Raw genomic sequence first — 24811 nt, 5'->3', positions numbered from 1 at the left:
TACAGGAAGGATTAACAAAACTTGGTTTCGAGTATTCAAATTAACTGATCTGATTTCATGTCACGGCTATTCCAACAAAGAAAAAAGTAAAACAATTATAGTATTAGTAAAGATGAACAACCGGATTTTCTTATCAATCACCCTACTGGCTCTCAGCACTGTTTTTCTCATAACGTGCAATAACAATAAAAAAGAACAGGCTACAACCGGACAAGAGAGCCGTCCCCTTTCTTTTGCCTCGGACGATGAATTACTCGACTTTATTCAAAAAAAACATTTCAATTATATGTGGGAAGGAGCGGAGCCGACTTCCGGGTTGGCACCAGAGCGCATACATATAGACGGAGTCTATCCTCAGGATGACGCAGACGTCATCACCACAGGGGGTAGCGGCTTCGGTATTGCCGGTCTGCTCGTCGGTATCGACCGTGGATTTATCACCCGTGAAGAGGGGGTTGAACGATTGCATAAAATTGCCGATTATCTGGCTACTGCCGACCGTTTCCATGGTGTCTGGCCTCATTGGTTACATGGTCCCACGGGTAAAGTAAAACCATTCGGACAGAAAGATAACGGTGGTGACCTGGTAGAAAGTGCTTTCCTTATGCAAGGCCTGCTCTGTGTGAGAGAGTATTTCAAGAATGGAAACGAGAGCGAAAAACAACTGGCGGGAAAAATCGACATCCTTTGGAAGGATATGGACTGGACATGGTACCTGAACGGCCAGGATGTACTCTACTGGCACTGGAGCCCGGAATACGGATGGGAAATGAATTTCCCGCTGGAAGGATACAACGAATGCCTTATCACCTATATCCTGGCAGCCTCCTCACCTACCTACTCTATTCCTGCATCGGCCTACCATAATGGATGGGCACGCGGCGGAGCTATCAAAAGCGATGCGGTTGCCTATGGTCATCCATTAATATTGAAGCACAACGGGGCAGAGGAGTACGGAGGTCCATTGTTCTGGGCGCACTACTCCTATATCGGACTTAACCCGAAAGGATTGAAGGACCAATATGCCGATTATTGGCAACTCAACAGGAACCAGGCTCTGATCAACTACGAATACTGCGTGGAGAATCCCAAAGGATACGAAGGATATGGAGAAAACTGCTGGGGATTGACCGCCAGCTACTCGGTGAATGGATATTCGGCCCACATGCCGGTAAAGAATGACCTGGGGGTAATCACACCTACGGCAGCATTATCCAGCTTTCCCTACACACCCGAACAATCGATGAAAGCATTGAAACACTTCTATTTTGATCTGGACGATAAAATATGGGGAAAATATGGTTTCTACGATGCATTCAGCATACAGGACGACTGGTATCCCCAACGCTACCTGGCCATTGACCAGCTTACGATCGCTCCGATGATCGAGAATTATCGTACCGGTCTTCTCTGGAATTTGTTTATGGGTGCACCCGAGATTCAGGAGGGGTTGAAGAAACTGGGATTCACCTTTGAAAAGTGAAGAATGAAGAGTGAAGGATGAAGGATGAAAAGTGAAAAATGAAGGATGATTTAGGATTTCGTTATTCTCCACTTCTTAACTTCTAAAAACAACAAAAACAATAAAGAATGAAACGATACATTACTTCAATAACATATATACTGGCGGTGATTCTACTTGCAGCCTGCGGAACACCTTCATCTGGAACTACAGGCGCTACGGGATCCGGCAAGTGGCAGAGCTTCAGTGGCGACAAGCGGATTGAACAGCGGGTGGATTCGGTGCTGAAACTGATGACGCTTGAAGAAAAAATCGGACAGATGACGCAATTCTCCGCCAACTGGTCGATTACCGGCCCGGTGATGTCGGATGATTTTCAGCCCTACCTCGAAAAAGGATTGATCGGCAGTATTTTCAATGCCACTTCCGTGGAGGGGATCAGGAAGATGCAACAGATTGCCGTGGAAGAAACCCGTCTCGGAATTCCCATTCTCTTCGGGCAGGATGTGATCCACGGTTACAAGACCATCTTCCCCATTCCTCTGGCCGAGGCCTGTTCCTGGGATCTGGAGATGATGCAACGAACAGCCGAAATCGCAGCTATTGAAGCAGCATCCGACGGGATCAACTGGACATTTGCACCTATGGTCGATATTGGTCGTGACGCCCGCTGGGGGCGTGTGATGGAAGGTGCAGGAGAGGACCCTTATTTAGGGAGCAAAGTAGCTGAAGCAAGAGTGACCGGCTTTCAGGGAGGAAAAGATATAAGTTCCCTGGGTGAATCTACTACCCTGCTTGCCACCGGCAAACATCTGGCGGCCTATGGGGCCGCTGAGTCGGGCAGGGATTATAACCCTGCTGAACTTTCGGAACATACCCTCCGCAATGTGTACCTGCCGCCCTATCAGGCTGCGCTCGAAGCAGGTGTAACGACTTTCATGGCCTCTTTTAACGAGATCAACGGCGTGCCGGCTACCGCAGACCGGTGGCTGTTAACCGAAGTACTGCGCAATGAATGGGGCTTCAAAGGCTTTGTTGTCAGTGACTATACCGGTGTCAATGAGTTGGTGCCTCATGGCGTAGCAAAAGATGAGAAACAGGCTGCTGAACTGGCGGTAAACGCGGGGGTCGACATGGATATGACCGGTGCTACCTACATCAAGTACCTGACAGAGTCGGTTAAAGAAGGAAAAGTATCTGAAAAGACCATCAATAATGCGGTACGGAGTATCCTCGAAATGAAATTTCTGCTGGGTCTCTTCGATGATCCGTACCGCTATCTCAACGAAGAGAGAGCAAAACAGAACACAATGACACCCGAATTTATGGAAACGGCACGCAAAGCCGTAGCTTCATCGGTGGTACTGCTGAAAAACGACAATCAGGTCCTTCCCATCACCAAAGAGAGCGGAAAGACCATTGCCCTGGTCGGTCCGCTGATGAACGATTCCATCAACCTCAATGGTGAATGGGCCGGATTGGGCGACCGAAATAAGAGTATACCTATACTGAAAGGACTCACTGAAAAATATGAAGGCACTACGATAAAACTTATCTATACAGAAGGAGCCTCTATCACTGAAACTACGCCGGCAAAGATAGCCGAAGCAGTAGCGGCCGCACGACGTGCCGATGTCGTGATCGCCGCGATGGGAGAAGATTTCAACTGGTCGGGCGAGGCAGCCGTAAGAACCGATATACGCTTACCCGAAGCCCAGCGCGAACTGTTAAGGTCTTTGAAGGAGACCGGAAAGCCGGTGGTACTGGTCACCCTGAGCGGCCGTCCGCTCGATCTTTCATGGGAAGATGAAAATATGGAAGCCATCCTGCAGTCATGGTTCCCCGGCACACAGGGAGGACACGGCATTGCCGACGTGATTGCGGGTGATTATAACCCGTCGGGACGGTTGGTGATGTCATTTCCACGTAATGTGGGACAAGTACCCATCTATTACAACCAAAAGAATACCGGCCGGCCGGTGGACCTGGACGATGAGTCAATAGACTACAAATCCAGTTACCTCGATACCTCAATCACACCGCTTTATCCTTTCGGATACGGATTGAGTTATACCACGTTTGTGATCAATAATGCAAAGATTGATAAAAAGGCATTAAAGACAAAAGATGACAAGATCACCGTCACTGCAAATGTCCAAAACACAGGTTCTGCCGACGGAGAGATCGTGGTACAATTATACACCCGCCAGTTGGTTGCCAGTGTAACCCGCCCGGTAAAAGAGCTCAAAGGATTCCAAAAGATGGCATTAAAAGCAGGCGAGTCAAAACAGGTAACATTTGAGGTGACTTCCCATGATCTGGCTTTCTATGGTATCGATATGCAGAAAAAGACGGAACCGGGTAATATGAAACTCTGGGTAGCACAACATGCGGCCGACAATTCCAATGAAATCGATTTCTGGATTGAGTGATAATTGATGTGATGATGTGATGATTGATTAAATTTGATGATTCCATAATTTTAGAATCTCGAATTGAAAATCGACCCTATTTCACCATCGAAGCATTCAATGAGAATGGAATCTCTATTCCTTTAAAGATTATCCATGTGAAATAAGAGTATAAATCCAAATTAAATTCCGCGGCGGCGAAAATAACCGCCGTAAAATTTTGATTTCACCTGGGAACCTTCTATATTTGTATAAATTTCCGCAGCCGCGAAAATAACGGTCGCGACAAAACGAATATACCATTATGAAGTTTTATAACAGGGAACAGGAACTGGAATTATTGGCTCATACAAGGGATATTGCTTTCAAGAACCATTCTCAAATGACTGTCTTGACTGGACGTAGACGTATCGGCAAGACAAAACTGATTTTAAAAAATTGCGAGAATACACCCACTGTCTATCTATTTGTCAGAAGGAGTAATGAGGCAACAATATGTGCTCAATTTGCGGCAATCGCAAGTCGAGCACTCAACACCTACATTCCCTCGGAGATTACTTCCTTCGTAAGTCTCTTTGAGACATTGATGACTGCCGGACAACAGACCCATTTCAATTTAATAGTGGATGAGTTTCAAGAGTTCTTTTACATCAATCCCTCCATATATAGCGGCATACAGGATGTTTGGGACAGGTATAAAGACAGGACGCATATCCATTTTATAGCAAGTGGTTCTGTCTATACACTGATGCATCGGATCTTTATGGAGTACAAGGAGCCGCTATATGGGCGCGGCGACAGTATGATCAAGCTGAAACCCTTTCCGACGACAGTGCTCAAACAAATACTCTCCGACTATCATCCGGGCTACACCAATGATGATCTTTTGGCACTCTATACAATCACGGGAGGAGTCCCCAAATATATCGAGTTCTTATTGGACAACGGATATTTCACCATGGAAGCAATGATAGATGCTATCATACAAGAAAATTCTATTTTTCTTGAAGAAGGAAATATTTTGCTTATTCAAGAGTTTGGAAAAAAATACGGGAACTACTACGCCATCCTTTCCGCCATTGCTTCAGGAAGAAACACAGCTTCCGAGATATCGACATCTATTGGCAACAGTAGTGTTGGGGGTTTATTGCAGCGATTGGAAGAAGACTATGAGGTCATTGCAAAGAAAAGACCCATTTTATCTAAAGAAGCGACGCAGAATGTACGGTATGAAATCACCGATCATTTCCTTCGTTTTTGGTTCCGATACATCGTCAAATACCAGGATTTTGTACAGGCAGGGTTGTTCTCAAAACTTGCCGAAATCATAAAGGCTGACTATCCCACCTATTCCGGTTTCACGTTGGAAAGCTATTTTCGAGAGCAACTCAAAGAAAAACAGATTTATAAAAATATAGGAGGATGGTGGGAAACCTCCAAAGGAAAAAATATAGATCAAAATGAGATCGATATTGTAGCAATTTCTGCTGAATCAGAAAAAGTATTCATTGCTGAAGTCAAACGCCATCGTAAGAATTTCAAGCCGGCACGGTTCCAGCAAAAGGTAGAAGTGATGCGCTCCAAATTATTTTTCAATTATGTAATAGAGACCGCTTGTCTGACGCTGGAAGATATGTAATTATTTTTTTCTGAAATTTCTTGGTTTTGCATCCTTACCGGAGAAGGGCTTACCGGATTTGAAGGGTTTATCCGATTTAGAAGATTTGGCTCCGGACCTGTCAGGACGTCCTCCTCTTCCCTCTTCGCGAGAGGTACGTTCCCGCGACTTGAAGGGTTTATCACTCTGATTGGCTGAACGAAACTCCCGTTTTTCTCCGGTGGGCTTTTCGGAGCGTCCACGGGATTTAAAAGGCTTGTCCGATTTCATAGGCCTATCGGAATCAGAAGACAACCTTCGTGGTCTAAACGGTTTATCAGGCTTATAAGATCGGTCTTGCTCCCGAGCATTGTTGTTTCTCTTAGAACGGTACTCATCCCGGGGTTTTTCTTCTCCTTCCTCGCTTGCGCGTTGAGAACGACGGTAACCCTCACGGGAATTTCTTTCGTCGTGTGCTTCGCGCTCAGGAGACCTTTCTCTGCCACGCGTTCCTCCTTTTGCCGGACGATCATCCCGTTTACCGGAAAAGATCTCGTATTCGCGCATCTCACACTCCAAGGCACCGTTATAAAGGAAGTAACGGGCGGAGTGCTTCAGCCCGATCGCATCGAATGACTCCTTCCGGTAACTCAACACATAAGCACGGTATCCGGGAAAGACATGTTTTAACCGTTCGCCGATCATCGAATAGAGTTCATCCAGGTCCTCCACTTTAAGCCTCTCTCCGTAAGGAGGATTTGTCATCAGTAATCCTTCTTTTGTTGGCGCTTCGCTGAACTGCTGAAACGGCTTCACCTCCAGATCAATATATTTTTTCAGTCCCGCATTCTTTACATTCTTCTCTGCTATGGCAATCGCTTTGGGTGATATATCGAAACCCATGATGCGATGGTTGAATTCCCGGGCTCCTGCATCATCATTGTAAATAATACTGAAAAGTTCACTATCGAAATCTTTCCATTTTTCAAAAGCGAAATGCGTACGATGAATACCCGGAGGAATACCCAGGGCAATCATGGCCGCCTCAATCAGCAACGTACCCGAGCCACACATCGGATCAATAAAGTCGCACTCTCCTTTCCAGCCCGTTTTCAGGATCATACCGGCTGCCAGCACCTCGTTCAGGGGTGCATCCCCCTGTGCTACCCGGTAGCCGCGTTTATGGAGCGATTCCCCTGAACTATCAAGCGACAGGGTACATTTATTATGCGCCACATGGATATGCAACATGATATCAGGATTCGACACACTTACAGAAGGACGTTTATCGTACTTTTCGGTGAACCAGTCGGCAATAGCATCTTTCACCTTGTATGCCACAAATTTCGAATGAGTGAAGATATGCGAGAAAACTACGGCATCAATGGAAAATGTGGTATCTAATGTAAGGTAATCATCCCAGTTGAAATTCTTCACCGCTTCATATACCTCTTCGGCGCTCTCCGCCTTGAAAGTATAAAAAGGTTTCAGTATCCTCAACGCCGTGCGGCAATGCACGTTTGCCTTATACATCAGTGCCTTGTCGCCCGTGAACGACACCATCCGGGTACCCATTTCCACATTGTCCGCACCCAGCGCGATCAGTTCTTCCGCCAGTACATCCTCCAACTCCGCCAGGGTTTTGGCAATCATCGGAAAATGATCACTATGACTACCCGCATCTTCAAACTCATTCACTTCATGAAAGCCTTCGTTTTCAATCATCTGTTCTCTTTATTAATCCTGGCACAAAGATAACACCCGTGAAGCGATTTTACCTTATTACATCCTAATAAAATCAATATTTATCAAAGTTTCATAATTTCACTTTTATTTTTGCCGGTTTACCTTCGTTCTGGAAAGCATCAAGTGCGGTTATCACGTATGTATAACGGCTTTTTTTCCTTTCATAGGGCAATACGAAGAAGTTGTCGGGCGTGATCCTGATAATATTCTCCGCCCGGTTGGTATCGACTTTTTCTCCCTTGCGGAAACGGTACACCACAAACCGTTGGGGTGACTCGGGGTTCAGCGGCTCCTTTTTATGTTCCCATGTGAGGAAATGCATATCTTCGGTGTATACATCCTTCAGTTTCTTCACGGTTGCAGGAGTTCCTTTATGCAGATGGGTATAGGCCGGGATCAATGCTTTAGAACGGTGGATATCGGTTCTCAATACATCTGCAACTCCGGCGAAATTATCCAGTATCTGGTATCCGTACCAGTAACAATTGCCGTGTACGAAAGACATCTCCCGCGATTGGCGGATTTTTACGTTCAACTCGTTCTTATCGATGCTTCGCTTCAGGTCTTGCCCTATATAGAGGTGCTGTTCAAAATTATTGGCATTCCACCAGTGCAGCAGGGTGGTATAATCGGCAGCGCTATGTCCGATCTCCCAATAGAGTTGCGGAAGGTTATAATCGATCCACCCTTTCTCCACCCACAGTTTGATATCGGCATAAAGGTCGTCGTAATTCTGCAAACCGTTGGTATCACTACCGTTCGGATCACTGCGTTTATTTCGGTAAATCCCGAAAGGACTGATGCCGAAACGCACCCACGGCTTGGTGCCGGCAATCGTTAATTTTATCTGTTGGATAAGCAGGTTTACGTTATTCCGGCGCCAATCACCTCGCTGAGAAGAAGAAAATCCCTGAGCAGCAGCATATATGCTAAAACTCTTATCGTCGGGGAAGGAGGACCCTGCTATGGGATAAGGATAAAAATAATCGTCCATGTGGATGGCATCTACTTCATAACGCGTGACGATATCACGTACCACTTCACAGATAAATCCCCGGTTTTCAGGCAAACCAGGATCAAAAAACAACTGGTTCCCGAATTGCACAAAACGCTCCGGATATTTCCAGTAGATATGGTCTTTTGAGAGTGTGTTGCTGATATTGGTCTTCACCCGATAGGGGTTCAGCCATGCGTGCAATTCCATTCCCCGTTTATGGCACTCTTCGATGATAAACGCCAGGGGATCGAAGGAAGGATCGTCAGGTGCTTTTCCCTGTTCACCGGTCAGAAAACGACTCCAGGGCTCCAACTCCGAACGATAGAACGCATCAGCTTCGGGACGGACCTGAAAGATCACTGCGTTGATACCCGCCTCATCGAATTTACGCACCATATCAGTAATATAATGCTTCATAGCAGCGCTATTCATCTGACGATAACGAGATTGCCCCACCGTCTGCACCCATGCTCCGCGAAACTCCCGTTTCGGCGATGCATCCGGAGTACGTGTAAGAGACTGTTTGGAAGTACCACATCCTGTGATCAATACAACAATAAATAATAAAAAACTTAACCGAACAAAACGACTCATCTTCTTAATTACAAATTACAAATGACTAATTACAAATGACTAATTACGAAGTACGAATTACTAATGACTAATTACAAATTATCGTGCGAAACTCATTATCGCCGAAGGTATATCCTCCCTACGGAATAAAAATATGGTCTTCACTCTCCAACAGCTGATCCGCCAGATGTTGCTTGGGATAAACCACGATACGGTTATGATGGGGAAAACGGTTCTCCAATCGGGTAGGCAGACTCTCCATGACAGGAATATGGGAAATATAACCCACATGGGCAGAAATCAGTATAATCAAATCATCTTTTTTGATCAGATCACCGCAAGACAACGGATTATTCCAATCTACAAACGGTTGGAAAATAAAATTCCCCGATTTTTTTTGCCCGGAGATGACCTCCTGTGTTTCAGGGTGCCCCAGGTGTAACACCGGAACCGACAACTCGGACGAAAGCTTTGACACTTTATTTACCCATAATCCGAATCCGTCTTCCTTCTCCGCCAGCGGCGGCGAGATTACCACAATACGTTTGTTTGAAATGAGATTTTGCTCCACATGGCAGACAAACAAGTTTTTATCCATACTCTTGATGATCAGGTCGACTTTCTCTCCCAGCAATTTATCTAAAAAGCCCACTTTACCGGGCCACCCCAGGATAACGATATCCGCCATTGTCTCACGGGCTGTCCGCACAATGCCATCCGCCGGATTATGGTCGATAGTAGTGATAATATCCACTTTCACTTCAGCTGCCGTAGCTTTGGAGACAAGTCCCTGCAATTGCTTCCTGAAACTCACAATATTCTTTTCCGCCTCCTGGTTGTTAGGTACGACTCCCAGCAAAGAGACGGGATTTACAGATTTCTTGTCTTTCAACAGCAACGCCAGTTCCACATGTTGACCGATATTGGTAGGATTGGCAATAGGCACGAGAATCTTCTCCTGCGCAAACTCTCCCATCGAAGAGGGAGTCAACGGTTCATTCTCTTCACTGATCGCAATCTTTTTTGCCGCTCTCTGCGTAAAGACAGAAGCCACTATGCAGGTAATCAGAATAAGGATAATGGTACCGTTCAAAATATATTCGTCCAGTAGATCGGCCCTGTAGCCCACAAGGATAATGGCAAGGGTAGCGGCGGCATGCGAACTGCTCAACCCGAAGATAAGGGTCCGCTGGGTATTTGAGTAATGGAACGCTTTTTGTGTAACCCATGCTGCCAGCCACTTACCTACCAAAGCCATCAGGGTAAGCGTTAATGCCACGACAAGGGTACGGGGGCCCTCCAATACCACAGAGACATCCACCAGCATCCCCACAGAAATCAAAAAAATAGGGATAAAGAGCGCGTTACCGAAAAACTCAATCCGGTTCATCAATGCCGACGAGTGAGGGATTAACCTGTTCAATGCCAGTCCGGCAGCAAATGCACCGATGATAGGCTCAATTCCACCTAACTCTACAAGGAAGCCCGCAGAAAAGACGACGAGAAGTACAAAAATAAAAGTAGCATATTTCTCGGAGGTAGCTCTCTGAAAAAACCATTTGGCAATACGTGGCACTATCAGAAAAATAATCAGGGAGAAGAGCAGTAATGAGAGCAATAACCTTATCAGAAAACCGACATCAAGCCCCCCGTTACTGTTGGATAAAACCAATGCCAGTATGATCAATACTGCCGTATCGGTAAGGATAGTACCTCCCACCGTAATAGCGACCGCCTGATTACGCGCTATTCCCATACGGCTCACAATAGGATAAGCCACCAAGGTATGGGTAGAAAACATGCTGGCCGTAAGGAAACTGGCGTTTGGACTGTAACCGAGCAGATAATGACAAACGGGATAACCCACAATCAACGGGATAATAAAAGTAAAAAAACCGAAGGCAAGACTTCTGTCCTTATGGAGTACAAATTCACCCAAATCGAGTTCCAATCCCACAATAAACATAATATACAACAATCCTATGGTCGAGAACATTTCCACATCCGCATGGGTATTATCGATCCAGTTAAGCCCGTGGGGGCCGATGATGACTCCGGCTATAATCAATCCTATAATACTGGGGACATTGATTCTTTTCAGCAGGATAGGCGCGAGAAGTATGATCGACAGAAGCACAGCGAATATCAATACCGGATTGGAAAACGGCAAAGTGAACTCATGTTGGATTTCTGACAAAAAAGTTTCCATAGGATGACTTTTGATTCTCTATTATCACCTACAAATATAATTAATCTCTTTCATTTATCCGACAGCCGGCCTCTTTTTGTCGAATTATTGTTTATCTGCAGATGCGGAAAAACTAAACAATAAAGTTCACTCAATTGTTGAAAGAAGCACATTGTTTTTGGAGATAAAATCTTTATCTTTGTGGGTTATAGCAAAGGTCATATGAGTAATTCAAATCAGATCGAAATAAAGGGTGCACGCGTCAACAACCTCAAAAACATCGACGTAAGCATCCCCCGCAATACTTTCACGGTTATCACAGGACTCTCCGGATCAGGAAAATCATCACTGGCATTCGACACATTATATGCCGAAGGACAACGTCGCTACGTAGAGAGCCTCTCGGCTTATGCGCGGCAGTTCCTTGGCCGGATGAATAAGCCGGAATGCGATTATATCAAAGGAATCCCTCCCGCCATTGCCATCGAGCAGAAGACCACGTCACGCAATCCCCGCTCCACGGTAGGCACTTCCACGGAAATTTATGAATACCTGCGGCTGCTATATGCCCGCATCGGCAAAACGATCTCCCCCATTTCGGGCACGGAAGTAAAACGCCATTACGTACACGATGTGGTGTCAAAAATGGAAGAATACCGCGAAGGCACCCGTATGGCGGTGTTATCGCATATCCAGTTGCGGAATGGCCGCGACCTGCGAAGCCAGTTGGAGATACTCTTGAAAGAGGGCTTTACCCGCGTGGATGTGGGGGAACAATTTTACCGCATCGACGAACTGCTGGAACAGAAAAAACTGCCTTCGGAAAACGAAGTGTTACTGGTGATCGACCGCCTTTCCTGCTCTTCCGACAAGGCGACGGTAAACCGTTTGTCCGACTCGGTAGAGACTGCTTTTCTGGAGGGTAACGGCGAATGTATCGTCCGGTTCTGGAGCGGAGACGGCATTGAGTCGTTCACCTTTTCCAACCGGTTCGAAGCGGATGGCATCACTTTTGAGGAACCGACCGAGATGATGTTCAACTTCAACAGTCCTGCCGGAGCCTGTCCCAAGTGTGAAGGATTCGGAAAGGTAGTCGGTATCGATGAGAACCTGGTGATCCCCGACAAAAGCCTTTCGGTGCAGGAGGAATGTGTACAATGCTGGAAGGGAGAAAAGATGAGCGAATGGCGACAGGAATTCGTGCACAATGCCTATAAAGTCGATTTCCCTATCCACCGGGCTTATTACGATCTCACAGATGCGGAAAAAGATATCCTGTGGAATGGTCGGCATGACTTCGGGATTTATGGGATCAACGACTTTTTCGGGATGCTCGAGAAAAATCTCTACAAAATACAGTATAGGGTCATGTTGGCACGATATCGGGGCAAGACCGCTTGCCCCCTGTGTAGAGGATCGCGGCTAAAAAAGGAAGCCTCTTATGTGAAAATAGGCAGAAAATCAATTACCGAATTAGTCGTGGTACCGGTCACCGAATTAAAAGAATTCTTTGAACACCTCACCCTGGACGAAACCGATACCGCTATCGCAGAACGGTTACTTACAGAGATCAGGAACCGGATACAGTTTCTTTTGAATGTAGGATTGGGGTATCTTACCCTTAACCGGCTCTCCAACACTCTTTCGGGAGGTGAGAGCCAGCGTATCAACCTGGTATCGTCATTGGGCAGCAGCCTGGTGGGATCGCTCTATATCCTCGATGAACCGAGTATCGGGCTTCATTCACGTGATACCCACCTGCTCATCGGCGTACTCCGGGATCTGCAACGCATGGGAAATACGGTAGTGGTGGTGGAACATGACGAGGAGATTATTCGTGCAGCGGATTATATCATCGACATAGGCCCCAAAGCCGGTCGCTTGGGAGGTGAGGTGATCTACCAGGGCAGTGTGGCGGAACTGGAAGAAAAAAGTAACAGCTACACTGTCAGATACCTTACAGGCGAAGAACAAATCGAGATTCCCAAGGTACGGCGAAAATGGAACAATTATATAGAAGTGAAGGGAGCCCGGCAGAACAACCTGAAAAATATCTATGTGAAATTTCCATTGAACGTAATGACCGTAGTGACGGGCGTCAGCGGGTCAGGTAAATCGTCGCTTGTAAATGATGTACTTTTCAATGCATTGCAACACCATTATAAGGGAACATCCCTTGAACATGCCGAATTCAACGGAATAGGAGGCGATCTCAACCTGATGAAAGGGGTGGAATATGTAGATCAGAACCCCATCGGGAAGTCGTCACGTTCCAACCCGGTGACTTATCTCAAAGCTTTCGACGAGATCCGGAAACTTTTTGCAGCACAGCCGTTAGCCAAACAGATGGGTTTTTCCCCGGCTTATTTCTCTTTCAATGTGGAAGGGGGTCGCTGTAGTGAATGTAAGGGTGAAGGGACCATTACCGTGGAGATGCAGTTTATGGCCGATATCCGGTTGGAATGCGAATCATGTCACGGGAAACGGTTTTCGCCCGAAGTGCTGGAGATAGAGTACAAAGGAGCAACAATCTATGATGTATTGGAGATGACGGTCAACCAGGCGATCGAATTTTTCGGGCAACAGAAAGGGACGACAGAGAAGAAGATCGTGAAAAAGATGCAACCCCTCCAGGATGTGGGGTTGGGATATATCAAACTGGGACAGTCCTCCTCCACCCTCTCGGGCGGTGAAAACCAACGGGTGAAACTGGCTTATTACCTGGGAGAAGAAAAAGCACAACCGACCATCTTTATCTTCGACGAACCGACCACCGGTCTTCATTTCCACGACATCAAGACACTCCTTCAGGCATTTAATGCACTGATAGAGCGCGGCCACACGGTAATCATCATCGAGCATAATATGGAAATCATCAAGTGCGCCGACCATATTATCGATATCGGGCCGGAAGGAGGGAAAGCCGGCGGGCACATCGTCTGTGAAGGCTCCCCCGAGCAAATCGTAAAATGTAAACAATCACACACCGGGCGTTTCCTTAAAGAGAAACTCCATTGACATTGCTCCTGAAACCGGATATGGGATGGGTAAACCGTTGGAATCTGATATTGTAGCTGAGCCCTAATTTTTGGAACCGATAGCATTCCGAAAAAATCTGAACTATATTAGATTCCTTCCAACCCAGAAAGCAATTATTATAACCAGTATCGCCACAGCCGACCATCTTCCAAAAAAGAATTCTTCGACTGATGGAAACCGCCTTTTCCCTCCGAAATATTCCAGGTAAATACCCAGTAAAATATAGGGTAGCGCCAGCACCATAAAGGCATTGTACTTCAACGCGGCGCCTATTTTGAGATGAAGAAGGCTGTGGATTGCCCTTTGCGAACCACAACCGGGACATTCATAACCGGTAGCGAGCAAAAAAGGGCATTTCGGGAAAACAGGTTGTACTTCCGGATCGAAAGTATAAAAGATATAAAGTGCTGCCGCAAGTAAAACCACCGCGACAGCACCTATCCCTATTTTCAGTTCTTTTCGCACTACTGCGCTTAGAAATTATAACCGCTTGCACCCCTCTCGATAATATTCTCCATATATTCCGGCAGATTACCGGTCGCAAACAGGATTATCCAGAAGATAACATATAACAATGCTGCCCCCACTGAAGCCAGAGTCCACATTCTTGCTTTCCGGGACATCCGTTCCGACTCTTCATACTTTCCGTTAAAGTAAAGCGAATCAACTTTTGCGGCATAGATGATTCCTACAATTCCCAACGGAATACAACAAAGGATAGTAGCCACTATAGACTGCCACAGCCAGTTACGGGGTTTCAACGGCGGTATGTCGTATTCCCGTGTATCTTGCGGCGGCAGAGGTGGAAGTGTAGTGTTATTTTGATATTCCATTCCAAGATTTTTAGATGATCAGGTATTCAACAGATCTCCCATGCCGGAAAGATCCGAAAGGGAACCGATAAATACAAAAAACAATACGACGCCAATGATGATAAGAGCAATCCAGCCGATAGCTATCCACATGGCAATTTTGGTCCATTTTGCCGCAGAACGTGAAGATTCCAGCGAAGCAGCATAATCACCCCTGTTATAGAAAGATTCTACTTGTGCCGCATAGACGATACCGATTATTCCGAGGAGGCTGAGGAAACTACTGCATAGCATAAACGGAAGGATGGTGAACAGAATCGATTCCACCAGCCATGTCTTGGGCATCGGCTGCAACGGTTGTGTCTCGGCGGATCTGCCCGGACGGTCATACCGCACAGTAGGTTGGTCCACATTTGTCAAAGGCTCCCTGTACGCATCGGAAAACAAGAAGTATAGGTCTTCCGTCTCTTCAGCCCGTTTCCACTGCTCCATTCCTTGTGTCCATACAAGTGTATCGCGTTTTATCCCTTCTTGTCTCAGTTCTTCGGGCGAGAAGGTTCCTTTCTGCTTTCCTTCCGCGTCAATATAAAAATATCGGTTCATATATCTTTTTTTTACTGGTAATCCTGGGGGCCAATTTGCAACGATCGGATAATCCGTCCGGTCTCATCGTTGTAAACATATTCCATCGTCACATTGTTCTCCTTAAAAATACGAAGATCGGGATTCGAGGAGAATTCTTTTCCTATATTTTCTTTTAATGACTGCAATCCGTGTTCGACTAACGAATCGGCATTCGAGGTGTTCAATACCGTATAACGATACCGGAATATATTCCCCTGCACCACCGAAGCCTCCTCAAACCGGGTGTACTGGTCGAGCATTACCGGAGCCGACTCATTGAGATTCGCAGCCATCTCTTCCAGCTTCTTGTTGAGCGCCTTTTCTTTTGAATTGCACTGTATAAAAGAGAAAGAAAGGAGGAGGACAGAAAAAATGAAAATTATTTTTCGCATACCTTAATTTTATAGTACAAAAATATGCAAAAATCGGGATATGATAACTACCAACTCGTCAATCTTTTGTCTCAGGTATTTAATTTCTTCTTTCAACCAATTAATCTCTTCGTTTTTTGCGGTGATTAGTTCATTTGCCGTTTTTTCTGAAATATAGTTTTCACATACGGTTTTAACAATTTCACAACTGTCTATTCTTTCTCTTTTTTTAAAGATTCAAATTTCTCTCTTTCAATCTTCAATAACTCCTCAAATAGTTTTACGGCTTGTTCCATTGAAAAGTGATTGAGATTTTCTACATTGCTGATAGGTCCAATATTTGAAGCATTTACATGAGAATTCTCATAAAAGTTATTGGTATAATATAAAACAGTTTCTTCGGTAAACTTCTTCAGTCCCTCTTCGGTAACACCCAAAGCTTCGGACACCTGTTTCAGCTTATCATCATCTATTTTTTCAGTCTGCTCCATTTTTGAGACAGCCTGCTTTGTTACTCCCAGCAAGTCTCCCAAATCTGTCTGAGTCATTCCGCGCAGCCTGCGTATTCTTTCGATTTTTCTGCCTATATGCAAGGTATTCGTGTAGGTATCAGTGCCCATAATTTTAATCTAAGTTTATTTTTTAGCAAAGGTAATAATATCATCTGTTTTTTAATAACTCAATTTTTTCCCTTTCACTTTTCAGCAAACGCTCATATAATTCCACTATTTTGTCTAACGGATTGTTAATTTGTTGAGTAACAGACGTAGCGCCATGGTCAACTTGAGAAATTGAGGTAAAACCTTGCTCAAAAGTATTATCCCTGATATTGTTGATATTGTAAATGGCCTTCTCAATATCAAAGTCCCTGATTATCTCCGGAGATACACCCAATACATCGGCAATTTGTGATAATAGCCCTTCTTCAATTTCATCCTGCTGTTCGATCTTCGACACTTCGGACTGGCTGATTCCCAAATCAGAAGCCAATGCTTCCTGCTTGATGCCAAAATACATCCGAACCCTCTGTACATTCCGTCCGATATGCCTCCTGCTTAATTTTTTCGTCGGTTCAACATTCATTTTATCAAATATTTTTAAAGTGACTACGCTTTGGCAAAGTTAATAAAAATCAATCGATTTGGAATAATTGTCAACTCTAATTTTTTTGACCCGGAATAGAGGACATCTAACTTTGTCGGCATGAAGACACGCAGAATATTAATCAATTTCGGCAATACACAAAACATATACAATATTGTATTTTTTAATTCAATTTTAATCGCATGAACAAGACAATGAAAATCATTCAATTACCTCAATGGAGGAAGGCAGGGTCATTCCTGTCCATTCATTTCGTTTCTGTTTTTATATTATTGGGTACCTTCAACAGTTTTGCCGGCAGCAATATTTCCGACACTCAAACCTATTTTGTTGATCAACAGCAAAAAAGAACAGTTTCGGGAACCGTAACGGATATAAACGGCGAAGTTGTTATCGGTGCCAACGTAATGGAGAAAGGTACCACAAACGGTACTGTAACCGATATCAACGGACGTTTTTCCCTCACCATAGAAAACGACGGCGTACTCCAGATATCTTATATCGGTTACCTGGCGCAAGAGGTTCCTATTACCGGCAAAACTGTTATTGAGATTGTATTGCAGGAGGATACCAAAATGTTGTCAGAAGTGGTGGTCATTGGCTACGGCTCATTGGATAAGCGGCAGGTAACGAGTGCTATCACTTCATTGAAAGGTGAAGATATGATGGTGGGGGTTGGCGGTGCCGATATTACTTCTGCCTTGCAGGGAAAGATCGGCGGCCTTGTTATGAACAACTTGGGAAGCGCCAATTCAGGTACGACAATCCAATTACGCGGAATGACATCCATCAATGCCGGAAAATCGCCTTTAATCGTGATTGACGGCTTTCCGGGCGGGGATATCCGTTCATTGACGCAGGAAGATATCCTGTCGATCGATGTGCTGAAAGATGCTTCCGCGGGAGCCATCTATGGAACGCGTGCGGCATCGGGCGTGATCCTGATTACCACGAAAAGCGGATCGAATACCGACGGTGAAGTCAAATTGACCTATACGTCGGAATTCTCTAAAAAACAGGACTACAATGCCCTCAAAATGCTTTCCGGACGCGAATATGCAGAATACGGCATAGGCACCGACTATGGCGATGATGTAGACTGGTGGGACGAATTGATCGATCACGGCAATTTTTCACAAAAGCATCATGTAGCTCTGGAAATGGGAACGAAGAAAGCACAGGTATATACCTCGTTCTTCTATGAAAACAATGACGGCATCGCTTTACAGGACAGCCGTAACGACTACGGAGGAAGGGTGAATGCCTCCTTCCGTTTATTTGATAACTGGCTGGAAGTACGCCCGAATATGGATTATCGCCAGGCCGCCCGTAACAACCGTTTTCCTAACTTCCAGCAGGCATTGCGTAATAACCCGACCCGTTCCCCTTATGATCCGGATAGTGAAACGGGCTATAATGTCTGGATAAACGAGTCGTTGGATTATAATGTTGTCGCAGATGCGATGTTAGGGACTTATGAAGGACTCGACAAATGGTTTAAGCCGGAAGTCAATATCAAACTGAATATAAAGCCCGTCCCGGGACTAACATACCAGCAGGTGGTCGGTTATGAGAACCGTCAGTGGGAACTGCATACCTATAATTCAAGATACCACAGGGATGAATTGGAAAATTCCCGGAGAGGGAATGCTTACTTAGGATTCAGCAAGACCGAACACCTGACATCCGAAGGATATTTCTCGTATATCACGGAGTTTAAAGAAGGTCATGACTTGAATGCAACGGTAGGGTATTCTTACTTTGAACGGAACGGGGAGAACTTTAATATGAGAAACTATGACTTTGCCGTAGATGGTATAAAATATTGGGATATCGGTAAAGGAAGTTACCTGAGTGACGGGCAGGCGTCAATGAGTTCAGGCAAGGACATCACGGAACGCCTTTTCTCGGTGTTTGCCCGTGCAAATTATTCTTACCGGGATAAATATATGATTTCTGCTTCATTCCGTCATGAAGGTTCCTCCAAATTTGCGGTGGATAACCGTTGGGCTGATTTCTGGTCGGCGAATGCCGGATGGAGAATCTCGGGCGAAACGTTTATGAAAGATGTGGACTGGGTCAACGACCTGAAGGTGCGTTTCGGATATGGTGTTACCGGGAATAATGATTTTAGTTCTTCTTATTCCGCAAATATGTTAGGTTCCGATGTTTACTGGCTGTTACCCGACGGACGCTGGGAGTATTCCTATGGGAAGAGCCAGAATGTGAACAGGAACCTCGGTTGGGAGGAAAAGAAAGAATGGAACCTCGGAGTGGATTATTCGTTATTCAATAATCGCCTGTATGGTAAATTTGACTTGTACCGACGGAAAATCGACAATCTGATATACAGCGTCAAGGTCCCTCAACCACCTTACACACAGGGCTCTCAATGGCAGAATATCGGTAGTATGGAAAGCCGGGGATGGGAATTTGAGGTCGGCGGAAGGATTATCCAGAACAAGGACTTTACTTGGACATCCAACCTCAATCTCTCGCATAACGAAGGAAAAATCCTGACCCTATGGGGAAATAACACCTACTATAATGGTAATGGATTTCCTGCACCCGGCTCTCCAGGCGATGCGGCCCGTATAGAAGAAGGATCGACCATTGGTGCATTCTACTTATGGAAGTCGGCCGGATTTGATGATGACGGGGGTTTCCTGCTCTACAATAAAGAGGGAGAGGTGATTCCCGCAGCAAACAAAACGGAGAACGATAAACAATATGTGGGGAATTATACGCCTAAGCTGATTGTAGGATGGAATCATACCCTTACCTACCGGAACTGGGACATGGGGATCAACCTGCGCAGTTGGATAGACTTCGATGTATATAACGCCATCAACATGTATTTCGGTATCCAGGGGCAAGGGAATACCAATGTCCTTAAGGATGCTTATGGCAAGTTTGACCATATAAAGGGCGAAAAACAACTCAGCGATTACTATCTGGAGGACGGCACGTTCCTGAAAATCGACGCAATCACGTTGGGCTATACTTTGCCGATGAAAAAGTATACTCCGTTTATTGACCGTATCCGTTTTTACGGAACCGTGGGGAATGTCTATACATTCACCGGATATAGCGGTATGAATCCGGAAGTGAATATCACCGGTTGGGACCAGGGTACTGAAAAATTCTGGGATACCGGTTCTTTTTATCCCCAGGTACGTACCTATACATTAGGATTACAGTTTAACTTCTAATCTGGAAATGAAATGAAACAAAAAAATATATTCATTAAAATTAGTCGTTTTCTGCACTCGGCAAAACAAATAAATTTGTTCTGCCCTCGCTTAACGAAAACGTTCAATTCATTATTGTCGGGAATCATTGTTTTATCTATCAGCGTCTCTTGTGATGTGGATCCTACATTTCATTCACAGGTTGTCCCGGAGACATTCTATACTTCACAGGACGCGGTCTGGGCGCGCTTTAACCGTCCCTTTACCCACTGGCGCTGGTACATAGCGCATAATGAGCCGCGCTGGATGATGCAGGAACTGGGGACGGATGAATTTTGCCTGCCTACAAGAGGGAGCGACTGGTATAACGGCGCTTTATATCAGAAAATGCACCATCATGAATATTCCGAAGATATGGCATGGATCGAAACCGGATGGACTAACTTCGCCATGGGAGTGGCGTTGGCCTGGGATGCCCTGGAAGACCTGGAAGGGGTTGATTTCGATGCGCTGGGATTCGAGGAAGGAACCCGGGAATCCATGCTGAACCAGCAAAGAGCACTGGTCGCCTCGTTCTATCTGGACGGACTGGATTTCTTTGGCGGGGTTCCCTTGTATACAACGACCCAAAGTGAAGTGAAAGGCCGTTCTACTGATCTGGAAACATTCAATTTCATAGACTCGTTATTGAATGTGGCTATCCCCAACCTGCCATTGAAAGAAACATTGGGAGGCATGGAGAACGGTAGTATACACCGTGCTACCGGCGCCGCATTACTGGCCAAACTTTATTTCAACGCCCAGCCTTATATCGGAAAGGATATGTATGCCGAAACGGCTGAAATATGCCAGGATATTATCGACGGGAAATACGGCAGCTATGCACTGGAAACCGATTGGACAAATATATTCGGATTCGATAACGAAACTTGTCCGGAAATTATCTGGTCTGTACCGAGTGAGAACTCAAAACTTCAAACCGACGGCACTTTGTGGTCCTATATGGTACCTTACAATTACAGGGGATATTTGGGAGGACTGGAAGGTTCCGGCTCCAACAATGGTATCGGTCTTATTCCCAGCCTTGACCCAACGGGTGAAAGATATTCCTATAAATTAGGTGGAGCCTATGCCAAATTCCATGACCAGGATATCCGTAAACAGCCCTATGTCTACGAAGGAGGCGGGAAATACAGGGGTATGTTCATCGTGGGTGAACTCAGGAACCCTATAAATCCTGAATGGGTTTGTACCGGTAGCCGCGAATACCGGGGCGAAGTCATTACGATGGTCGACCAGGTGGCTTACTTTGCGAAGGTAGGAACGGAATATGCTTCTGTGAATGAACTTCCTTCCACCATCGCCACCGCCGAAGAAAATTCATGTGTCCGGGTGACGAAACGGAGTCCCCGGCCTAACCAGGATGAGAAGAACCGGATGTATGATCCCGATGTGCCAATTATCCGCCTCGCGGAAATTTACTATATGCTGGCGGAGTGTAAGATGAGGGCCGGAAATAAGGCTGAGGCGGCAGGGCTCATCAATACTGTCCGTAACCGTTATTTTGTTGGAGGCGTCGATCCCGATCCGGTTACGGCTGAAAATCTGGATAAGTACCGCATGCTGGACGAATGGCAGGTTGAATTCCTTGCCGAAGGGCGCAGACGTACCGACCTGGTCCGCTGGGATACATATGTGACCGAAGACTGGTGGGATCATAAGGCAACCAATAACACCAACCTGAATCGTTTCCCTGTCCATTACAGTCTGATCGGTGCAAATAACCTGCTGGAACAAAATCCTGGGTATTAAAGCATTCGGCAGAATGTCTCTCGACACTCTGCCAAACATGTTGACCTTAAATCTAATATTATTATGAAAAACCCGGATTGGCTTCTTTTAAATACGACCCTATGTTTAAAAGACAGAGATGGAAACTGTCACCCTTAAAGATACCATTGTCGCCGAATATTATGCGAATAGTCGTATCGGCTAAGATCCTCCCTCAGTTCCGATCTGACACGCCGAACGAAAAACATGAAAAATTTGTAAGGATTAGTTTCGCTTTCACGGCTGCACTCCTCTTTATTCGCCGTATTTTGCAGCGGCAGTCTGAACAATTCGTCCATATATCTGGTTGGTAAAAATTTTGTTTCCATATTGTCCGATTTAAAAATTTACCTAACTTTATGGTGTGTTCGGTTTTATTTGTTAATTTCGAAACTTTTACACTTGGCAGAAAATACAGACATATCTGACAGATTATCAGAACTCGCGAAAGTTTATGCGGGTGGTAACAAGACACGTTTTGCCCAGATGCTCGGTACGAGTGAGGCCAATATCCGTAATTATATTGACAACGGCAAATTGCCTAAATTTGATTTTATCAAGAAAGTATGCGAAACATTCGAAATTAGTTACGAATGGTTTATTTCCGGTATAGGGGAAATGGGAAAAAAACGGCGCGAATACGGCAAAAATCTTGGACCTTCCGACAACGATGATAATTCCCGGCGAGTACCAATTATAGATATCGAGTCCGCAGCCGGTAACGACACCTTGAACGTCGATCATATGGAGGTACTGGGATATGTAACTATTCCCGAATGCATGTTGCAAAGCCATACAGCAACATATTATGCCATCCGTAGCCGCGGAGACTCCATGTTTCCCATTATTTTAGATAAGGATATGCTCATCGTTCGTGTTCTTGATCGCGAAGAGTGGCAGAATATCCGCAACGAACACAACCATCCGAATTTCACAATCGAGGCCGGCAATCTTCATTTTGTCCTGTATCCCGAACTCCGGTTATCCCCACACCTACCAAATATAAATACCACATACGCCAGCCGCCTGAAAGACCTCGAAGATCGTATCGATGAAATAGACATTTGGCGTAAACGTATCGAGGGATAAAATATGAAGATACATTCCAGTAACTGATTAATCCAATAGAATAACAAGTTTAAAACGGCCCGGATTCATTAAGATTCCCAACTGTTTATTTTATTTTTTCCCCGATAATACATATTTTTATGTATCTTTGTGCGTAAAATAAAATATAATGTAATGATCAAATACATAGAAGGATTTCATAAACTTAAAATCTTCCAGAAGAAAGATGTTGTTGCATTGACAAATGACGAAAACACCGCAAAAGAACTCTTGAGAAGATATAAGAAAGACGGATTGATATCACAGGTAAGGCGCAACCTTTACGTTGTAACGGATTTAGCGACTAAAGCCAGTTCTGCTTCAAAATATGAAATCGGTAGTCAGATAACCCCGACTTCCTACTTATCTTATCATGCCGCATTAGAATATCATGGTTTGGCCCATCAGTTTTTTTATGAGATAATGGTTTCATCTAAAGAGAGATTCAACAATTTTGAGTATGACGGAATTAGCTATATCTATTCGGAATCGAAATCAAATGTCGGGGTTATTATTCCCCCTACTGATACTTTAATCAGAGTAACTGATTTAGAACGCACTGTTTTGGATTGTATTAATCGGATTGACCTAAGCGGAGGATTAGAAGAAATGATAGAGTGCTTTGCCCTTATCACTTATATGAATGAGAATAAATTACAAAATTATTTGAAACTATTCAATAAACAGGTTCTTTATCAAAAGACAGGGTTTGTTCTTAGTTATTTTCAAAAAGAGATGAAACTAAGTGATGATTTTTTGAGATTTTGTAAATCAAAAATTGGGAAAAGCATTCGTTACCTGACTGACAAGGAGGAATCTAATTCTTATTTTAAAGAATGGCAGCTTTATGCTCCTACAAATATTCTTTCATTTTTAGAACAGGGGGGGGATGTAAATGTATAATTATAGTAAGAATGATTTGGAGAGAATTGCTTCCGGTACAGATTTTATTCGGGATAATCTGGAAAAAGCGTTCCGTCTTTGTGATATCTTGAAGTACTTAAATGAAAATCCTTTATTTGGTGAGCATTTGGCCTTGAAAGGAGGAACAGCGATTAACCTGACGATTTTTAATCTTCCTCGTTTATCGGTTGATATTGACTTAGATTTTACAAAAGAATGTTCCCGTGATGAAATGATGACAATCCGGGAGAATATTAATCAGGATTTTCTAAATTATATGTTTTCCCAAGGATATGCGTTAAGTCCGCATACAAAAAGTCCGCATTCACTCGCTTCATGGGTGTTTTATTTTCAAAATGCAGGAGGAAACAAAGATAACCTAAAAGTAGAGATAAACTATTCCTTACGAAATCACATCTTACCGATAGTCAAGAAGAAAGTAAATATAGAGTTTCTACAATTTATTTCTGAAGTAAAAACTCTATCTACTCTTGAGTTATTTGGAAGTAAAATTAAAGCTCTTATTGAGCGGACAGCACCACGGGATTTGTATGATATTCACAATATGTTGAAATATAATATTATTCATCCTGATGAAACAGATAGACTTCGTAAAATTATATTATATGATTATCCGCAATATGACCTATTGTAAATTTTCGATTTGAAATCGGGGCTGTACGACACAGCGGCAATGACAAGCCTGTCGAAAAGTTTCTCCGGGAAGAATCTCCGGTTAAACTTATAACAGAATTCATTGAGGTAGTATTGCAGGTATTCTGGTTTGAGTTTATTGTGGTGCACGTCCAGTAGCAGCCGTTTGACATTGCTGATTGCCGTGTGTACCCAGGGAAGC

General features: G+C 44.6%; 19 protein-coding genes. 9 read left to right on the top strand and 10 right to left on the bottom strand.

Going from position 1 to position 24811, the window contains the following annotated elements; translation table 11 throughout:
* Nucleotides 1–112: 112 nt before the first annotated feature.
* The 3 genes from ABV001_RS12190 to ABV001_RS12180 all read left to right on the top strand — a co-directional run bounded on the left by ABV001_RS12190 (nt 113) and on the right by ABV001_RS12180 (nt 5512).
* Complete coding sequence (locus tag ABV001_RS12190) at nt 113–1483, top strand: glucoamylase family protein (RefSeq protein WP_352423064.1); 1371 nt, start codon at nt 113–115, stop codon at nt 1481–1483.
* Nucleotides 1484–1590: 107 nt separating this feature from the next.
* Nucleotides 1591–3894, top strand: a complete 2304-nt coding sequence (gene bglX / locus ABV001_RS12185) for a beta-glucosidase BglX (protein ID WP_352423063.1) — start codon at nt 1591–1593, stop codon at nt 3892–3894.
* Between the two features lie 283 nt (nt 3895–4177).
* The gene (locus tag ABV001_RS12180; RefSeq protein ID WP_352423062.1) at nt 4178–5512 is read left to right on the top strand and encodes an ATP-binding protein; all 1335 of its coding nucleotides are present in this window, start codon (nt 4178–4180) and stop codon (nt 5510–5512) included.
* On the opposite strand, the gene ABV001_RS12175 is transcribed toward ABV001_RS12180, so the two are convergent.
* The 3 genes from ABV001_RS12175 to ABV001_RS12165 form a co-directional block, all read right to left on the bottom strand.
* Nucleotides 5513–7195: a THUMP domain-containing protein gene (locus ABV001_RS12175; protein ID WP_352423061.1), complete on the bottom strand. Its 1683-nt coding sequence runs from the start codon at nt 7193–7195 to the stop codon at nt 5513–5515.
* Between the two features lie 91 nt (nt 7196–7286).
* On the bottom strand, nt 7287–8807 hold the full coding sequence (locus tag ABV001_RS12170; protein WP_352423060.1) for a glycoside hydrolase family 10-like protein: 1521 nt from the start codon (nt 8805–8807) through the stop codon (nt 7287–7289).
* 118 nt (nt 8808–8925) lie between these two features.
* Nucleotides 8926–10995: a cation:proton antiporter gene (locus tag ABV001_RS12165; protein WP_352423059.1), complete on the bottom strand. Its 2070-nt coding sequence runs from the start codon at nt 10993–10995 to the stop codon at nt 8926–8928.
* Nucleotides 10996–11196: 201 nt separating this feature from the next.
* On the opposite strand from ABV001_RS12165, the gene uvrA reads away from it, so the two are divergent.
* Nucleotides 11197–13992 carry an excinuclease ABC subunit UvrA gene (gene uvrA, locus ABV001_RS12160; protein WP_352423058.1) on the top strand — a complete coding sequence of 932 codons (2796 nt, stop codon included), beginning with the start codon at nt 11197–11199 and terminating at the stop codon, nt 13990–13992.
* Nucleotides 13993–14094: 102 nt separating this feature from the next.
* Here the strand turns inward: uvrA and ABV001_RS12155 are convergent, their stop codons facing one another.
* The 6 genes from ABV001_RS12155 to ABV001_RS12130 form a co-directional block, all read right to left on the bottom strand.
* Entirely contained in the window at nt 14095–14478 is a 384-nt protein-coding gene (locus ABV001_RS12155) for a DUF2752 domain-containing protein (protein WP_352423057.1), read from the bottom strand.
* A gap of 8 nt (nt 14479–14486) precedes the next feature.
* Nucleotides 14487–14846: a CD225/dispanin family protein gene (locus ABV001_RS12150; RefSeq protein ID WP_352423056.1), complete on the bottom strand. Its 360-nt coding sequence runs from the start codon at nt 14844–14846 to the stop codon at nt 14487–14489.
* 18 nt (nt 14847–14864) lie between these two features.
* Nucleotides 14865–15428: a GYF domain-containing protein gene (locus tag ABV001_RS12145; protein WP_352423055.1), complete on the bottom strand. Its 564-nt coding sequence runs from the start codon at nt 15426–15428 to the stop codon at nt 14865–14867.
* A gap of 11 nt (nt 15429–15439) precedes the next feature.
* On the bottom strand, nt 15440–15841 hold the full coding sequence (locus ABV001_RS12140) for a DUF8479 domain-containing protein (RefSeq protein WP_352423054.1): 402 nt from the start codon (nt 15839–15841) through the stop codon (nt 15440–15442).
* Between the two features lie 191 nt (nt 15842–16032).
* Nucleotides 16033–16440 (bottom strand): helix-turn-helix domain-containing protein, encoded by a 408-nt coding sequence (locus ABV001_RS12135; RefSeq protein WP_323424852.1) that lies wholly within the window; start codon nt 16438–16440, stop codon nt 16033–16035.
* Between the two features lie 40 nt (nt 16441–16480).
* The gene (locus ABV001_RS12130; protein ID WP_323424851.1) at nt 16481–16903 is read right to left on the bottom strand and encodes a helix-turn-helix domain-containing protein; all 423 of its coding nucleotides are present in this window, start codon (nt 16901–16903) and stop codon (nt 16481–16483) included.
* Between the two features lie 203 nt (nt 16904–17106).
* On the opposite strand from ABV001_RS12130, the gene ABV001_RS12125 reads away from it, so the two are divergent.
* The 5 genes from ABV001_RS12125 (at nt 17107) to ABV001_RS12105 (ending at nt 24610) form a co-directional block, all read left to right on the top strand.
* Complete coding sequence (locus ABV001_RS12125; RefSeq protein WP_352423053.1) at nt 17107–20136, top strand: SusC/RagA family TonB-linked outer membrane protein; 3030 nt, start codon at nt 17107–17109, stop codon at nt 20134–20136.
* 123 nt (nt 20137–20259) lie between these two features.
* Nucleotides 20260–21927: a RagB/SusD family nutrient uptake outer membrane protein gene (locus tag ABV001_RS12120; RefSeq protein WP_502929886.1), complete on the top strand. Its 1668-nt coding sequence runs from the start codon at nt 20260–20262 to the stop codon at nt 21925–21927.
* Between the two features lie 420 nt (nt 21928–22347).
* On the top strand, nt 22348–23034 hold the full coding sequence (locus ABV001_RS12115) for a S24 family peptidase (protein ID WP_352423051.1): 687 nt from the start codon (nt 22348–22350) through the stop codon (nt 23032–23034).
* A 153-nt stretch (nt 23035–23187) separates the two neighbouring features.
* Nucleotides 23188–23955, top strand: coding sequence for a type IV toxin-antitoxin system AbiEi family antitoxin domain-containing protein (locus ABV001_RS12110; protein WP_352423050.1), 768 nt, complete (start codon nt 23188–23190; stop codon nt 23953–23955).
* Nucleotides 23956–23971: 16 nt separating this feature from the next.
* Nucleotides 23972–24610 (top strand): nucleotidyl transferase AbiEii/AbiGii toxin family protein, encoded by a 639-nt coding sequence (locus ABV001_RS12105; RefSeq protein WP_352423049.1) that lies wholly within the window; start codon nt 23972–23974, stop codon nt 24608–24610.
* Here ABV001_RS12105 and ABV001_RS12100 read toward each other — a convergent pair.
* On the bottom strand, nt 24586–24811 hold a 226-nt coding region (locus ABV001_RS12100), incomplete at its 5' end, for a transposase (RefSeq protein WP_352421729.1). The two genes, ABV001_RS12105 and ABV001_RS12100, sit on opposite strands and share 25 nt — an antisense overlap.

The sequence above is a fragment of the Proteiniphilum sp. genome, assembly GCF_040307845.1.
Taxonomy (GTDB): Bacteria; Bacteroidota; Bacteroidia; order Bacteroidales; family Dysgonomonadaceae; genus Proteiniphilum.
This window is presented reverse-complemented; position numbering and strand designations above follow the sequence as displayed.